The following is a 17,368-nucleotide window of genomic DNA, read 5'->3' on the forward strand; positions in this document are numbered from 1 at the left end:
CCATCCAATTTAGACTATGTCAAAAAATAAAAAACCCTCACATAAAGGAGGGTTTAATTTTATGAAGTTTTAAGTCGACTTGGTAATTCACCATCGGGACTTACTAAAGCAACTGAGTATTGATCAGTGAAAATAGTATTCGCTAAACGATCAACACCATCTCTAGTTACTTGATCAATTTGATTTACGATTTCATCTAAAGAACGATGGCGTTTTATCATTAATTCATTTTTACCATTACGACTCATTCTACTATTAGTACTTTCTAAACTTAGCATTAAGCTTCCCTTTAGTTGCTCTTTACAATTTATGAGCTCTTTTTCAGTAATTCCTTCTTTTTTCAATTTCTCAAGAGTTTCTTGAATCGTATCAAACAAAAGATCTAATTGCTTTGCACCTGTACCGCCATAAATAGTTAAAATACCGCTATCCTGATACGCAGAGTGATAGGAGAAAACCGAATAAGCTAACCCCCGTTGTTCTCTAACCTCCTGAAACAATCTACTACTCATACTACCGCCTAGTACGTTATTTAAGACAATTAAACTATATATATCTTCGTGACCGACCTTTAGGCCTTCATATCCTAGACAAAGATGAGCTTGTTCTGTTTCTTTTTTACGTGTGATTTGGTTAGTTTGGAAAACGGGAATATTCTCAGTTTTCAGTGTGGTTCCAGCTTCATAAGAGCCAAAATATTTTTCAACTTCCTTAATAAATGCCTCAGAAACATTACCTGCAATTGAAATGACGACATTCTCAGGAGTGTATAAATCATGCATATACTGCTTTAACGTTTCCCCTGTAAAAGTGGCAAGCGTGTCTTCCGTACCAAGAATAGGATAACCAAGTGGATGGGTTCCATATATTGCTCTGCCTAATAAATCATGAACAATATCATCAGGTGTATCTTCATACATTTTGATTTCTTCATAAACCACATTCTTTTCTTTCTTTAACTCTTCTTCATCAAAGGTGGAATGAAAAAACATATCTGATAATACTTCGAGAGCAAAATCAGCATGAGTATCTAAAACCTTTGCATAATAACAAGTATATTCTTTTGATGTAAATGCATTTACTTGACCACCGATACTATCGAAGGATTCAGCTATCTCTCTTGCTGTCCTAGTTTTTGTCCCTTTAAAAAACATATGTTCTAAAAAGTGAGAAATTCCGTTACTTTCCGGCAACTCGTTACGTGACCCAGTTCCAATCCAAACACCGATTGCAACTGATCTTACTGTCGGAATATGTTCAAGAACGATTCTTACACCATTTTGACAAGTATATTTTTTGATCAATTAGATTCCTCCTAGTCATGGACAACATTACATGATGTCCAACTTAACGGTTACTTTAATAATTAGCATTACCTAAAATTGAAATGTTTTTCATAATTCTTTTTTCATCTAATACTTCCGAAACTGTACCGATTTGTAAATTTTTTGTTTTCAATTTATTAATTAGATAATCTAAGGATTTAGAGGTCGAATCAGTAGGATGCATTAATATCAATGCACCATTATGTACTTTTCCAAGTACTCGATTTAATAATGTTTCAACAGTCGGTTTTTGCCAATCAATTGTGTCAACACTCCACATAATTGTTCCCATATTTAATTCAGCAGCAATACCTACCGTTTCATCACGGTAGCTTCCAGAAGGTGGTGCAAACCACTTTGGTATGATTCCGGTTGTTGCCTTAATCACCTTATTTGTTTGAATCAATTCCTCTCGTGTTCGAGGAGAAGAAAGGATTTTCATATCTGGGTGTGAAAATGAATGATTACCTATTTCATGCCCAGCGGCTACAATCATTTGTGCGAGATCAGGATTCTTTTGGACCCATCTTCCTTCTAGAAAAAAAGTAACATGTATATTATGTTTTTTTAAAGTTTCAAGCATGTTTGAAAGGTACTCATTACCCCATGCTACATTAATAACAAATCCGACCATTGGTTTATCTGGATGACCTCTGTAAATAGGAGCAGGCGGTAAATCCTTTAAATGTACTTTAGGTTCTATCTGCTTAAAAACCAATTTTTTTTCATCAAAGGTATTTTGTTTTTTCATATTTTCTAAAGACGCAGTAATATCAACATCAAGTCCGTTGTAACCAGGCATGGCTTTCCAAACTTTATCAATTTTGGCATCAAGGGCTTGAATTTTATATTTTTTAGCTTGGATTTCAATTTCGTTTATTAATAAATTTTCAGCTTTTGAAACGGGTTTAGCCTCATTTTTTATCGATGACACGTAATCATGAATTAACGGGCTGTTTACCATGAAAATTGCAATTGCCACAATTAATATTATTCTTATGAATTTATTCATCATTTTACCAACTCCCTCCATAAAATTTATGAAAGGAAAGGACAAGGTAGAACAAAAAGTATGTTGGTGTCCAGCTGCAGCGCCTAGCCCCTCGAAGGAAAAAAAGTTCCTTTTTTCCTAGGTCATAAGCCAATCCCTGAATGAATGCAAAAAAACGCCAAATTTTCAGGTCTCGTCTTATGCTTGTCGGGGCTGATCGAGGCGCTTCCGCTTTTCTATGTACAAAGGGAAAAAGTCAGGGATTCCCTGACTTGCCTAAACATTTATTTCTGTTTTCCCATTTTATTGTTGTTCTGCTTTTTCTTTTTGCTCTTTTAATACTGCTTTTCGAGATAAGTTTACTCTACCTTGTTTATCAATTTCTGTAACCTTGACTAAGATTTCGTCACCTATTGCAACAACATCTTCAACTTTTCCTACACGTTCCTCAGCCAATTCTGAAATGTGAACAAGACCGTCTTTTCCAGCAAAGATTTCAACAAATGCACCGAATTTTTCAACTCGTTTTACTTTCCCTAGATACATTTGCCCTACTTCAACCTCGCGGACAATATCTTCAATTATTTTCTTAGCTTTTTTGTTCATTTCTTCATTTATAGACGAGATAAATACCGTACCATCCTGTTCGATATCGATTTTCACGCCAGTCTCTTCAATGATTTTATTGATTTGCTTACCACTTGGTCCAATTACATCTCTAATCTTATCAGGATTAATCGACATAGTTAGGATTTTTGGTGCATATTGTGATAAAGCAGATTTGGGCTCTGAGATAGTCGCAAGCATGGATCCAAGAATTTGCATTCTACCTGTTTTTGCTTGTTGAAGAGCTTCTTCAAGAATGACTCTTGATAGTCCTTCAATTTTAATATCCATTTGTAAGGCAGTAACACCTTTAGAAGTCCCAGCTACTTTGAAGTCCATATCTCCTAGATGATCTTCCATTCCTTGAATATCAGTTAACACAGTATAATGCTCTCCTGATTTAACTAGCCCCATCGCAATACCAGCTACAGGTGCTTTGATTGGAACACCTGCATCCATCATCGCTAGAGTACTTGCACAAATACTTGCTTGAGAAGTTGAACCATTTGATTCTAATACTTCTGAAACTAAACGAATCGTATAAGGGAAATCCTTCTCATCAGGAAGAATTGGTTCTAGCGCTTTTTCACCTAAAGCACCATGACCGATTTCACGACGACCTGGTCCTCTTGATGGTCCAGTTTCACCAACACTAAATTGAGGGAAATTATAGTGATGCATAAAACGCTTCTCTTCTTCAAGTCCTAAACCATCTAAAATTTGAACATCACCTAAAGCCCCAAGTGTACATACACTTAATGCCTGCGTTTGTCCACGTGTGAATAAACCTGATCCATGTGTACGTGGTAGTAATCCAATTTCTGAAGATAATGGGCGAATTTCGTCTGCCTTACGACCATCAGGACGTACCTTTTCTACGGTAATTAAGCGACGAACTTCTGCCTTAACTAACTTATCCAATACTTGCTTCACTTGTTTAAGTGTATCGGCATCTGCCTCTTCAGACTCATACTTTGCTAGTACTTCATTTTTAACGACTTTAATCGCATCTTCCCGTGCATGTTTTTCCTGTACTTGAATCGCTTTATTTAATTCTACCTCACACATATCGCGCACAGTAGCTTCGATTTCACTATTTATTTCGTATAAAGGAATATTACGTTTCTCTTTACCAATTTCTGCTACGATTTTTTCTTGAAACTCAATTAATCGTTTGATTTCTTCGTGGCCATGCATAATCGCTTCTAACATTACTTCTTCAGGTACTTCATTAGCAGCTGCTTCAACCATATTAATCGCATCTTTTGTACCCGCAACGGATAAATGGATATCACTTTGCTCAGCCTGTTCAACTGTAGGATTAATAATGAATTGCCCATCAATTCTTCCTACTATAACTCCTGCAATCGGCCCCTCAAAAGGAATATCCGATACACAAAGTGCTAAAGATGAGCCAAACATAGCTGCCATTTCAGACGAACAATTCTGATCTACGCTCATCACTATACTGATTACTTGAACATCGTTTCGGAATCCATCTGCAAACAATGGACGAATTGGACGGTCAATTAACCGACTTGCTAAAATAGCTTTTTCACTCGGACGCCCTTCACGCTTGATAAATCCTCCTGGAATTTTACCTACTGCATAAAGACGCTCTTCATAGTTTACAGTTAGTGGAAAAAAATCCAAATTCTTAGGTTCCTTAGAAGCTGTTGCAGTACTTAAAACCACTGTATCACCATAACGAATTAAAACCGCTCCACCTGCTTGTTTTGCAAGTTGACCATGTTCAACTGTAAGTTGTCGCCCTGCCCATTCTATTGAATAGCTGTGCTTTTCTTGTCCCATTTTTCTTATACCCCTCTCTATCTTCATGAAAAGGTAGCAAAAAATTCAGACATTTCTTGCTTTCCTCATTCGTTTAATTAAGTTTAATATAATAGCTATTTTACGTATTATTTAGTATGACCATTTCTCCAAATACTTAAAATCATTATGTATATGTATTTTTATCTTTAAACACTAAAAAAGCGGGATATATCCCGCTTCTTATCGTGTCTTATCTACGTAATCCAAGCTTAGTAATTAACTCGCGGTAACGTGCAACATCTTTATTACGAAGGTACGTTAAAAGATTACGACGTTTACCAACCATTTTCAAAAGACCGCGACGTGAATGATGGTCTTTCTTATGAGTGCGTAAGTGCTCATTTAAGTTATTGATAGATTCTGTAAGTACAGCGATCTGAACTTCAGCAGAACCAGTATCACTTTCATGAGTTTTGTACTCACTGATTAGTTCGTTTTTACGTTGTTGTGTGATTGCCATTTGTATTACCTCCTAGAATTTTTCAAATCCCCTGTTACCGAGCAAGCGTCGGAGAATCGACTTGCCAAGGAAAGGTTGATTTTTTAATACGTTATTAAGAATACAACTTTCTATAATAAAAAGCAAGTCTATCCAGCGCTTTTTATACTACAAAGTGGATCTTTCCAGATATTTAATAGAAGTATCTTTATCTATTTGAATTTGCTGTACCAATTCATCAATGCCGTTAAATTTCTGTTCTTTTCGAATAAATTTATGCCATTCAACATGAACTGTTTGCCCGTAAATATCTTGGTCAAAATTAAAAATGTGAACTTCAATGGACGGTTTATTGTCCTTCTCTAAATTAAAAGTTGGTTTAAAACCAATATTACAAACTCCATTATACCACTCATCTTTAACAAGGATTTTAACAGCATATACCCCTAGAGGCGGCAGTAGGTAATCTTCTTTTATTTCAATATTAGCTGTGGGAAATCCAATCGTTCGACCTCTCTTATCACCATGAATGACCTCACCAGTTGTCTGATAAAATCTACCAAGAAAAGAAGGTATTTTTTCCACTTTACCATCTGCAATAAGGGTACGAATCAAGGTGGAACCTATTTTCTCTCCTTCATTCGTAAGCTTAGATATGACTGTATATGAGAACTGGTTACGCGAGTGAAAAGGTAATGTTTCCATTGTACCCTTACCCATCCGCCCGTAACTAAAGTCAAATCCCGCAACTACATGCTTAATATTAAGACCGATGATAAAGAAATCAATAAATTCTTGAGGTAATAAATGGGCAAATTCTAATGAAAAATTGACAATGAAAACATAATCTATTCCTAAATCCTCTAATAGCTTGATTTTATCATTTAACGGACTTATATATTCCACATGCTGAACACTTTTCCCTAATACAACTGAAGGATGAGGATCAAATGTCATGACAGCACTTTTTAAGCCTAGCTTAAAAGCAGCTTGCTTTGCTTCTATAATAACTTTTTGATGTCCTAAATGAACCCCGTCAAAATATCCAAGAGCACAAGCAGAGGGAGGCATATTAGATATTTGATGAGGATGTTGCAAATTAATGACTTCCACTTGTGAATCACCTTTTTCTATAGGCTCTTTTCGTAAAAATTGTTGCTATTTGGTATAAATTAAAACCTCTGTCATAATAAGGATGATAATTTATTGAATAGGGAAAAGAGCACGAAATCCATATTCTATCCGGGAACAAAATGGTTTCGAAAAGCAACAATTTATGCGATAACAGCCACCTTTATTACAGTCCTTTTTCTAATGAATCATTCCTTAACACTTTCATTGGTTTTAATAATGAAGGTTTGGTTGGATGGTTCATATAAATGGCAAGGGCCTGTCCATGTACAGTCTCGACAATAATAGGACCATCTATATCTATTAATTCGTTCGGGGTAGGTAAGACAGCCCCATTCTTTACTTTCTCTGCTACTTTATCACTTATTGTTAATTTCGGCAAATGAGAGATACCAGCTTCAAGTGGATATAAGATTTTTTCAATTTCACCAGATTTCATGTGAGCTTCTACCTCTTCTATTGTAAAACAATCTTCTAGCTTAAAAGTCGCAGATTGGATTCTGGATAAATTTGACATATAGGCAGGAAAACCTAACTTTTCCCCAATCATTACTGCTAATGTTCTTATGTAAGTCCCTTTACTGCAAGAAACCCGAAATCTGAAGGATATTGTGTCACCTGAAAATTCATTTCTGTCATCTAATAATTCGATTGAATGAATATTTACTATTCGTGTTGGTCGTTCCACTTCTATCCCTTTTCTAGCATATTCATATAATCGTTTACCATTTACTTTTACGGCTGAATACATTGGTGGCGTTTGTTCAATTTCCCCTAGAAAAGAATTTAGAACTTCATTAATTACTTCTCTTGTGATTAGTTGGTCTACTACCTTTTTCTCAACCACTTCTCCTGAAGCATCTTCAGTTGTAGTTGAAAAGCCTATCGTTACTTCACCGTCGTATGATTTACCCGCATCTGTTATGTATTCAGCGATCTTTGTTGCTCTCCCAATACATATTGGAAGAACACCTGTAACATCAGGGTCAAGCGTCCCAGTATGTCCAACTTTTTTCGTTTTCAAAATTTTCCTTAGTTTAAACACACAATCATGAGATGTTAATCCAGCTGGCTTAAAAAGTGGAAGGATTCCTTCCATATTACCCCCTCCTTCTAAAAATCCATTACAAGAAGGGCTGACTCCAATAGGAAAGACAAATATTCCTTAAGAGACAGCCCTTTAATTAGTTCATATAATTATTCTTCCTCTTGATTTCCTCTAACATCGTTGTCATTTTGAAGTTGATGAAGAATGGTATTAATACGATTACCATATTCCATTGATTCATCCCATTCGAAAATAATTTCAGGGGTTTTACGAAGACGAATACGTTGACCTACTTCCGTACGGATGAAGCCTTTAGCCTTCGCTAAACCCTTTAATGTATTTTCTCTTTGTTCTTCATCTCCTAACACCGAGATATACACTTTCGCTTGCTGGAGATCTCCAGATACTTGAACGTCTGTAACGGTCACAAAACCAATACGTGGGTCTTTAATTTTCCGACCAATAATGTCGCTAAGTTCCTTTTTCATTTGTTCTCCAACTCTATTTGCTCTAACACTCATATGTTCACCTCATAATTAAAGCCATTCTAAAGCGGTGATAGTACGTTCTATCTCTGGAAAAGAATCAATAAATTTCAAGGCATTTTGTAATTCTGCTTCTGCTGGTACCTTTGCGGAAGCAACAGTCACAATAGCAATTTTTGACCGTTGCCATACATCTTGAAAATCGACTTCAGAGACAGAAACGTTAAATTTCTGCTTTAAACGTGTAAGAATGCGCTGCAAAACAGCTCGCTTCTCTTTTAAAGAATGGGCATCATAAATGATACATTCACATTCGGCAAAGCCGATTATCATTTACGTTCCACTTCCTCCATAATATACGCTTCAATGATGTCTCCTTCTTTTACATCATTAAAGTTTTTAATGGTAATTCCACATTCATAACCTTGGCTCACTTCTTTAGCATCATCTTTGAAACGTTTTAAATCATCGATAGCACCTTCAAATATGACAACACCATCGCGGATTAAACGAATACCACTATTTCGAGTGATTTTCCCGTCTGTTACATAAGAACCTGCGATTGTACCAACTTTAGATACTTTAAAAGTTTGACGAACTTCCGCTTGCCCGATCACTTTTTCAGCAAATTCAGGGTCAAGCATTCCCTTCATCGCAGTTTCAATTTCTTCCAATACTTTATAAATAATTCGATGTAAACGAACATCTACACTTTCAGCTTCAGCTGCACGTTTAGCATTTACATCTGGACGAACGTTGAAACCAATTACAATCGCATTGGATGCAGCAGCCAGTGAGATATCAGATTCAGTAATAGCCCCTACTGCAGAGTGAATAATCTTAACCTTAACACCCTCAACCTCTATCTTTTGGAGTGATGCACCTAAAGCTTCTGCGGAACCTTGAACATCAGCTTTGACTATCAAATTTAAATCCTTCAGCTCACCTTGTTTCATTTGTTCAAATAATGTTTCTAAGGTAACACGTGATTTTTCACCACGTTGAGCTAAAACTGCTTGTTGGGCACGAGATTCACCAACTTGGCGAGCAGTTTTTTCATCATTTAATACAACAAAACGGTCACCAGCTTGCGGAACATCACTTAGACCTGTCACTTCAACAGGTGTTGATGGACCAGCTTCTTTTACACGTCGACCAAGGTCGTTTACCATAGCACGCACACGTCCAAAGGTATTTCCAACTACAATTGGATCACCAATTTTCAATGTACCATTTTGGACTAATAGAGTTGCAACTGAGCCACGACCTTTATCTAGTTGAGCTTCAATGACAGTACCTACAGCATTCCGTTTAGGATTTGCTTTATATTCTTCTACTTCAGCTACAAGTAAAATCATTTCTAATAGTGTATCTATTCCTTCACCTTTTAACGCAGAGATTGGAACAAAAATAGTTTCTCCACCCCATGCTTCTGAAACTAGCCCATGTTCTGTTAATTCCTGCATAACACGTTCTGGATTTGCTGCTTCCTTATCCATCTTATTAACGGCGACAATAATTGGAACCTCGGCTGCCTTAGCATGGCTAATTGCTTCAACCGTTTGTGGTTTAACACCATCATCAGCAGCTACTACTAGAATCGTGATATCCGTAATTCTTGCTCCGCGTGCTCGCATCGTTGTGAAAGCCGCGTGACCCGGTGTATCAAGGAATGTTATTTTTTTATCCTTTTCTACTACTTGGTAAGCACCTATATGTTGGGTAATACCACCTGCTTCACCAGAAGTTACTTTTGTATTACGGATTGAATCTAAAAGGGTTGTTTTACCATGGTCAACGTGACCGATAATCGTTACTACCGCAGGTCGTTCAACAAGGTTTGCTCCCTCTTCCTCGACAAAGTAATTTTCAAGGTCTGTTATATCTATTTTGATTTCTTCTTCTACTTCAACGCCATATTCGCCTGCAATTAATTCGATAGCATCTTTATCAAGTGACTGATTAATGGTCGCCATTACCCCTAACAAAAACAGTTTCTTAATAATTTCAGATGGTTCACGATATAATTTTTTTGCAAGTTCAGCAACTGTTAAAGATTCAGTAAACGTAATTTTAGTTGGTAGCTCTTTTTCTTTTTTACGCTGAGGTTGAGCTTGAACCTGTTGGACAGGCTGTTGTCTTTTATTCTGATGACCTGGTTTACGATTTTTATTATTATTATTATTATTGTTGTTGTTATTGCTATTAGGTTTTGTAAAAACTTTATTTTCTTTTGATTGATACTCTTTATCATGCTTTTTTCCTTCAAGAGTCTTAGGTACCGTTTTTACTTTTACCTTTGTTGGATCTGTATTTTTATCATCTTCATCTACGATAGTTGTATTTGCTTTAGGAGTCTCATTACCCAATGTCTTCACCTGTTGTTGTGGTTTATTTTGTGGATTTTTGTTGCCAGCGTTCTTTTGCTGATGGTTAGAAGTTTGTGATTTAGATTGACCACTAGCATCATTTTTCTTATATAAATTATCTAATTTAATTAACGTGTCATCTTCTATTGTTGCCATATGGTTTGAAACCTCTATGTTTAATCCCTTTAATTTATCTATAACATCTTTACTTGAAACATTGTGTTTTTTGGCGTACTCATAAACACGTATTTTACTCATTCTTTCACCCCCGCAAAAATTAATCGAGCAACGTTACCAGTTTACCAGCAAATCCACCATCGAGAACTGCCACAACGACACGGGCCTCTTTCCCTATTGCCTGGCCCAATACCTCTCGATTTTCGACCATCTTAATGGGGACATTGTAATAATTACATTTGTCCGTTATTTTTTTCGTTGTATTTTGGGATGCATCTGCTGCTAGTAAAATCAGTTTCGCTTTACCATTTCGAACTTCCTTAAGGGCAAGCTCTTCACCTGAAATAATTTTACGTGCTCGATTGGCCAAGCCAAGCAATGACATCCATTGATTTGATTTCATCAGGATAGTCGTTTCTCCTTTTCGATTAGTTCTATTAATTCTTCATAAATAGAATCCTCGATATTTGCTTGTAAATGATTTGATAATATATTTTTCTTTTTGGCTAAAAGTATAGCCTCTGTTTCTTTAGATAAGTACGCACCACGACCCGATTTTTTACCAGTTAAATCGATACTTACTAATCCTTCTTTCGTGCGAACGATGCGAACAAGTTCTTTTTTGGGTTTCATTTCCCCAGTAGCCACGCATTTTCGCATAGGAACTTTTTTGCCTAGGTTCACATTCATCCACCTCTTTTAGTAATCATTATCTTCCTGGTATTCAATATCAAGATCTTCATCATCACCAAATAGTTTAAAAGATTCCTCACGAGGAAAAATCCCTGCTTCTCTTGCATCTGTTTCTGATTTGATGTCAATTTTCCAATTAGTTAATTTTGCAGCAAGTCGGGCATTTTGGCCCCTTTTACCTATCGCTAGTGATAACTGATAATCAGGTACCACAACGGTTGTAGCTTTATCATTTTCATTTACAATGACGTCAAGTACTTTGGAAGGACTTAAGGCATTTGCAACGAATACAACTGGATTATCAGACCATTTTACAATATCGATTTTTTCCCCTTTAAGCTCATTAACAATTGCTTGTACCCTTGATCCCTTTGGACCCACACAAGCACCAACTGGGTCAATGTCTTCGGATACAGAATGAACTGAAATTTTTGACCGGTCACCAGCTTCTCTGGCAACTGATTTAATTTCTACTGTCCCGTCATAAATTTCAGGTACTTCAATTTCGAATAATCTTTTTAATAAACCAGGATGGGTTCTAGATACATATATTTGAGGACCTTTTGTCGTCTTTTCAACCTTTGTAATAAAGACCTTTATTCGGTCATGAGGCTTGTATCGCTCATTTGGCATTTGTTCATTTATAGGAAGTAGGGCTTCAATTTTCCCTAAACTTACATAAATAAATTTTGAATCTAGTCTTTGAACAATCCCAGTCATGATATCTTCTTCACGATCAATAAATTCAGAATAGATAATTCCACGCTCTGCTTCACGAACTCTTTGGGTCACGACTTGCTTAGCTGTTTGTGCAGCGATACGACCAAAATCCTTAGGAGTTACTTCTAACTCAACTACATCTTCTACCTGGTAGTTAGGATTGATTCGTTGTGCATCTTCCACAGATATTTCTAAGCGAGGATCAAAAACTTGATCAACTACTTCTTTTCTAGCAAAAACACGCATTGTTCCTGTTCCAAGATTCATGTCTATACGGACATTCTGTGCTTGGTTAAAGTTTCGGCGATAGGCAGAAACTAAAGCTGCTTCAATAGCTTCGATTAAGATATCTCGAGAAATTCCTTTCTCTTTTTCTAAAATCAATAGAGCATCTAATAATTCACTGCTCATGAGACTTGTATCCCCCTTCAATGACACATCATCAATAATCTAAAGCTTAAAATAAAGTTTAGTTAGAAAGTAACTGCTAGCCGAGCACTGGCAACTTTATCATAAGGAATTTCCAATATTTTTTTTCTTGTCTTGATCTTAATTTCTATTTTTACGATTTCGTTTCTAAATTCTATTAAAGTTCCCTCAAAAGACTTTTCACCATCAATAGCTTCGTACGTTTTTAATAAAACATTTTTACCAATCGATTTTTGAAAATCTTTTTCTTTCTTTAGTGGTCGCTCTGCTCCTGGTGAGGAAACCTCAAGAAAGTAATTGTGCGGGATTGGGTCGAGTTCATCAAGTTTTTCGCTCAGCTTTTCACTAACAAGGCCACACTCTTCAATATCGACACCAGCGTCTTTATCTATATACACTCGAAGAAACCATTCTCTTCCTTCTTTAACATATTCGACATCGACCAATTCAAGCCCAGCAGCCGTAACAATTGGGGAGACTAATTCCGCAACTACCTCGGTAACTTTGCTCATATTTTACCTCCTTTGGACCTGACATTCCACTGTTAATTGCCAAAAAAATACATGTACACAAGACGAAAGAGTGGGTTTCCCCACTCTTGGTTACTAGAGTTTATACGTAGTATTTCCAATAAAACTATAACATAACCTGTTTTTTATTGCAAATAAGTAGCAGAAAAGGAGAGGCTTGGTAAAGCCCCTCCTTCTATACTAAAATAATGAAAGCTGATTCTGTTCTGGTAATGATTCTAAACAACCATGGTTGTCTAAAAATTCTAGAATCGTTTTAGATACCTTACCGCGTTGTTGAAGATCTTCTTTAGATAGGAATTCTCCATCCTCTCTGGCTTTTACGATATTAAACGCTGCGTTGGTTCCTAATCCTGGAATTGAATTAAATGGTGGGATTAACGAATCCCCTTCGATAAGAAATTCATCTGCACTTGATTTATATAAATCAATTTTTTTAAAGGAATAACCTCTTTCACTCATTTCTAACGCAAGTTCTAATACAGTTAAAGTGTTTTTTTCCTTGTTTGAAGCATCTAATCCCTTAACATTGATTTCATCGATTTTGGCTTTTATTGATTGCGAGCCTTTTACCATTGCATCAATATCAAAATCCTCTGCGCGAACGGTAAAATAAGCAGCGTAATATAAAAGTGCATGATGTACTTTAAAGTAGGCAATCCGCACCGCCATTAAAACATATGCTGCAGCATGGGCCTTAGGAAACATATATTTTATCTTTTTGCATGAATCAATGTACCATTCCGGTACACTGTTTTTTCTCATTTCTTCTTCCATATCTTCTGAAAGTCCTTTTCCTTTACGGACGGACTCCATAATTTTAAAGGCAAAGGCTGGTTCAAGTCCTTGGTAAATTAAATAAACCATAATATCATCACGACAACCTATTACTTCACTTAAATTACATATTTTTTGATGGATAAGTTCCTGTGCATTTCCTAGCCAAACGTCAGTACCATGTGATAAACCAGAAATCTGAACGAGCTCTGAAAAGGTTGTAGGTTTTGTATCTTCCAACATTTGACGAACGAACTTTGTCCCGAATTCAGGAATACCTAGAGTTCCAGTTTTACACATGATTTGTTCTTCGGTTACACCTAATGATTCTGTACCACTGAATATTTTCATTACCTCTGGATCATCTGTTGGAATTGTTTTAGGGTCTATTCCACTTAAATCCTGAAGCATACGAATGACCGTCGGATCATCGTGCCCCAAAATATCCAATTTTAATAGGTTATCATGGATGGAATGAAAATCAAAATGAGTAGTTTTCCATTCGGAAGTCTTATCATCCGCTGGAAACTGAATTGGAGAGAAATCGTATATGTCCATATAATCTGGAACAACGATAATTCCCCCTGGATGCTGTCCAGTAGTTCGTTTTACACCCGTACACCCTGAGGCTAAACGGTCAATTTCTGCCCCTCTTAATTGCAAATTATTTTCTTGTTGATACGCTTTTACATAACCGAATGCTGTTTTATCAGCTACTGTACCAATCGTACCAGCACGGAAGACATTATCTTCCCCGAACAATACTTTAGTATAGTTATGTGCACGAGGTTGGTATTCTCCGCTGAAATTGAGATCGATATCGGGTACTTTATCTCCCTTGAAACCTAGGAAAGTTTCAAATGGAATATCATGTCCATCTTTTGTATAGTGCTCCCCACAATTTGGACAATCTTTATCTGGGAGGTCAAAACCTGATCCAACTGATCCATCATTAAAAAATTCTGAGTGTTTACATGTCGGGCAAACATAATGTGGCGGAAGTGGATTAACTTCTGTAATTTCCTGCATCGTTGCAACAAGTGAGGATCCAACCGATCCACGAGAACCTACAAGATACCCGTCGTCTAATGATTTCTTTACTAGTTTATGAGATATTAAGTAAATTACGGCAAATCCATGCCCAATTATACTCTTTAATTCCTTTTCCAGTCTTGCTTCCACAATTTCCGGTAGTGAATCCCCATAAATACTTTTAGCACGAGCATAGCTCATTTCACGAACTTCATCATCTGCGCCTTCAATCTTAGGCGTATATAAATCATCCTTTATTGGTTTGATTGTTTCAATCATATCGGCAATCTTATTGGTGTTAGTCACTACTAATTCTTTTGCCTTCTCGGCCCCTAGGAAGGCGAATTCATCTAACATTTCATTCGTTGTACGAAAATGAACATCTGGAAGCTTATGACGATTTAATGGATTAGCTCCACCCTGTGAATTAACAAGAATTTTCCGATGAATTTTGTCTGTTTTATTTAAGTAATGAACATTACCTGTAGCCACAACAGGAATATCGAGTTTTTCACCTAATTGAACAATGTTCTTTAAGATATCTTCTAAAGCACGATTATCACGAACTAATTCCATTTCTAATAGATGAGCATACACAGGTTTAGGTTGAATTTCCAAATAATCATAGAAGCGTGCAATTTGCTCTACTTCTTCAGGACCTTTTTGCATCATCCCTTCAAATACCTCGCCTCTGTCACAAGCAGAACCCACAAGTAAACCTTCTCGATGCTTTTGCAAGACAGACCTAGGAATTCGTGGTACACGATAAAAATATTGAAGTTGCGAAATGGATACTAACTTAAATAAATTCTTTAACCCAACTTCTGTTTGAGCTAGAATTGTGCAGTGATACGGACGCGCTCTTTGAAAGGCGTTTCCTTGGCCCATATTATCATTTAATTGATCATGGTATTCGATTCCTTTTTCTAAAGCATCTTTTAGCATTTTTAAAAGTAAATATCCAGTAGCTTCCGCATCATATATTGCACGGTGATGCTGTGTTAACTCAATATCAAATTTTTTGGCTAAAGTATTAAGTCGATGGTTTTTAAATTCAGGATATAAATATCGTGCAAGTTCTAATGTATCAATAACAGGGTTTTTTACCTTTTCATGACCCATTCTCTTATATCCAACATTCAAAAATCCCATATCAAAGGAAGCATTGTGAGCAACAAAGATTGAGTCTCCAGTCCAGTCATGAAACTTTTGAAGTACTTCTTCAATTTCGGGTGCATTTTCAACCATATCATCCGTAATGCCTGTTAAATTAATAGTTGTAGCTGAGAGTCGATGGTGAGGATTGGCAAATGCTTCAAATCGGTCAATTACTTCACCGTCATAAATTTTTACCGCTGCCAATTCGATGATTTTATCGTAAACGGCTGATAATCCTGTAGTCTCAACGTCAAATACAACATAAGTATCTGAAGATAGCAGTCGATGTGAATCATTGTAAGCAATCGGGACGCCATCGTCTATAAGGTTTGCTTCCACACCATACAGTATTTTAATATCATTCTTCTTACCTGCGCCATAAGCTTCAGGAAAAGATTGAAGTACCGCATGATCTGTTACGGCAATCGCCTTATGTCCCCATTTTTTGGCTTGACTAATCAATGTACTGACTGATGTTACAGCATCCATTTGACTCATTGGAGTATGCAAATGGAGTTCGACACGTTTTTCTCCATCTGGAGAAGTGTCTTTTCTTTGGGGGCCTTTTATTTCATGTATGTCGTTTCCAATCATCACTAAGTCACGAACAAAGGTATCGTTTTGTACGCTGCCACGTACTTTTAACCACATACCTTTTTTAACTCGGCCGTAGGCAGCTGCGTCTTCTTTATCACGAGAAAACATTTTTACGATAATAGAGCTTGAATAGTCTGTAATCTTAAAGGTTAATAACGTACGTCCACTGCGGAGCTCTTTTGTTTCTGCATCAAACACAAAGCCCTCAATAGCAACTCTACGCTCTTCATCTACTATTTCAGCTAATCGTTTATATTCAGAATCATCTTTAATGGTTAATCCAATGGACAGAGGACCTTCATTATCACCATTACTCTGGTCTTGTTCAGTCTCCTTCTTCTGCATTTCAACCATTGCAATTAAAGCTTTCTCTTGATCTTCTTTCTGTTTTGCCTCTAAAAATTGCTGGTATTCTACAGAAGCACCTTCGTTATTTAATTCAGTATCGATAACCATTCCTGGGAATCCGTACGATTGGTATATGTTTGTAATCATATCAGCATACTTACGTTTTAGAGTTAACCCCTCAGTTTCATTTCGTACAGATATGATTATTTTTAAGCCCTGCACTTTAGGGAGTTGTTCGTTTAATAATTTTAGGAGTGGAGGTGAAATCCCATCTAATTCTTGAATACATGTATTCCAATATTCGGCAATAAGTTCATTCGTTACTTGTGGATTGAGCACGCTAATCGTATAAGAAACCTTAGCGATATGGGAAAATGTTTTTTGTAATTGGCTAGTAAATTGTCGATAAACTCCAAATGGTAAAATTTGTTCGAAGTTAAATTGAAAATGCCACTTCTGCTTTAATTTCTCAACTAGAACACGTTCAATTAATGCATTTTGAAAATGTTGAACATATACATCTTCAGTTAACTGTAATTGCTGTAATAAAATCTGAAAGCTCTCTTTTTTCTTAGAGGTAAGATTGCTCAATTTTTCACTCTCCCCTCGGGAATCTTGACCTTAAATAGGTTTATTTACTTTTAGGACATCAGTATTATATCATACTTAAATCAATCAAT

14 protein-coding genes are annotated in these 17,368 nt (G+C 36.4%); all 14 read right to left on the reverse strand.

What is annotated here, in order from left to right; genetic code table 11:
- Positions 1-59: 59 nt before the first annotated feature.
- The 14 genes from LRP83_RS05425 to LRP83_RS05490 all read right to left on the reverse strand — a co-directional run bounded on the left by LRP83_RS05425 (position 60) and on the right by LRP83_RS05490 (position 17,279).
- Positions 60-1,304, reverse strand: coding sequence for a M16 family metallopeptidase (locus LRP83_RS05425; protein WP_230495664.1), 1,245 nt, complete (start codon positions 1,302-1,304; stop codon positions 60-62).
- 55 nt (positions 1,305-1,359) lie between these two features.
- Entirely contained in the window at positions 1,360-2,337 is a 978-nt protein-coding gene (locus LRP83_RS05430; protein ID WP_230495792.1) for a polysaccharide deacetylase family protein, read from the reverse strand.
- A 282-nt stretch (positions 2,338-2,619) separates the two neighbouring features.
- Positions 2,620-4,734, reverse strand: a complete 2,115-nt coding sequence (pnp, locus tag LRP83_RS05435) for a polyribonucleotide nucleotidyltransferase (RefSeq protein WP_230495665.1) — start codon at positions 4,732-4,734, stop codon at positions 2,620-2,622.
- Positions 4,735-4,945: 211 nt separating this feature from the next.
- Positions 4,946-5,215, reverse strand: a complete 270-nt coding sequence (rpsO, locus tag LRP83_RS05440) for a 30S ribosomal protein S15 (protein ID WP_230495666.1) — start codon at positions 5,213-5,215, stop codon at positions 4,946-4,948.
- A gap of 147 nt (positions 5,216-5,362) precedes the next feature.
- Entirely contained in the window at positions 5,363-6,307 is a 945-nt protein-coding gene (gene ribF / locus LRP83_RS05445) for a bifunctional riboflavin kinase/FAD synthetase (protein WP_230495667.1), read from the reverse strand.
- A gap of 184 nt (positions 6,308-6,491) precedes the next feature.
- Complete coding sequence (gene truB, locus LRP83_RS05450; protein WP_230495668.1) at positions 6,492-7,424, reverse strand: tRNA pseudouridine(55) synthase TruB; 933 nt, start codon at positions 7,422-7,424, stop codon at positions 6,492-6,494.
- Between the two features lie 98 nt (positions 7,425-7,522).
- Complete coding sequence (rbfA, locus tag LRP83_RS05455; protein ID WP_230495669.1) at positions 7,523-7,894, reverse strand: 30S ribosome-binding factor RbfA; 372 nt, start codon at positions 7,892-7,894, stop codon at positions 7,523-7,525.
- Between the two features lie 15 nt (positions 7,895-7,909).
- The gene (locus LRP83_RS05460) at positions 7,910-8,191 is read right to left on the reverse strand and encodes a DUF503 domain-containing protein (protein WP_230495670.1); all 282 of its coding nucleotides are present in this window, start codon (positions 8,189-8,191) and stop codon (positions 7,910-7,912) included.
- Positions 8,188-10,485, reverse strand: a complete 2,298-nt coding sequence (gene infB, locus LRP83_RS05465) for a translation initiation factor IF-2 (RefSeq protein ID WP_230495671.1) — start codon at positions 10,483-10,485, stop codon at positions 8,188-8,190. Before infB ends, LRP83_RS05460 begins: the two co-directional genes overlap by 4 nt.
- Before the next feature lie 19 nt (positions 10,486-10,504).
- The gene (locus tag LRP83_RS05470) at positions 10,505-10,807 is read right to left on the reverse strand and encodes a YlxQ family RNA-binding protein (RefSeq protein ID WP_230495672.1); all 303 of its coding nucleotides are present in this window, start codon (positions 10,805-10,807) and stop codon (positions 10,505-10,507) included.
- The gene (gene rnpM / locus LRP83_RS05475) at positions 10,807-11,088 is read right to left on the reverse strand and encodes an RNase P modulator RnpM (protein WP_230495673.1); all 282 of its coding nucleotides are present in this window, start codon (positions 11,086-11,088) and stop codon (positions 10,807-10,809) included. Before rnpM ends, LRP83_RS05470 begins: the two co-directional genes overlap by 1 nt.
- A gap of 15 nt (positions 11,089-11,103) precedes the next feature.
- A complete protein-coding gene (gene nusA / locus LRP83_RS05480; protein ID WP_230495674.1) occupies positions 11,104-12,228 on the reverse strand; it encodes a transcription termination factor NusA in 1,125 nt (374 codons plus the stop codon).
- 62 nt (positions 12,229-12,290) lie between these two features.
- Complete coding sequence (gene rimP, locus LRP83_RS05485; RefSeq protein ID WP_230495675.1) at positions 12,291-12,758, reverse strand: ribosome maturation factor RimP; 468 nt, start codon at positions 12,756-12,758, stop codon at positions 12,291-12,293.
- 198 nt (positions 12,759-12,956) lie between these two features.
- Positions 12,957-17,279, reverse strand: coding sequence for a PolC-type DNA polymerase III (locus tag LRP83_RS05490; protein ID WP_230495676.1), 4,323 nt, complete (start codon positions 17,277-17,279; stop codon positions 12,957-12,959).
- Positions 17,280-17,368 lie beyond the last annotated feature (89 nt).

The organism is Pseudoneobacillus rhizosphaerae (assembly GCF_917563885.1).
GTDB classification, from domain to species: Bacteria; Bacillota; Bacilli; order Bacillales; family Cytobacillaceae; genus Pseudoneobacillus; species Pseudoneobacillus rhizosphaerae.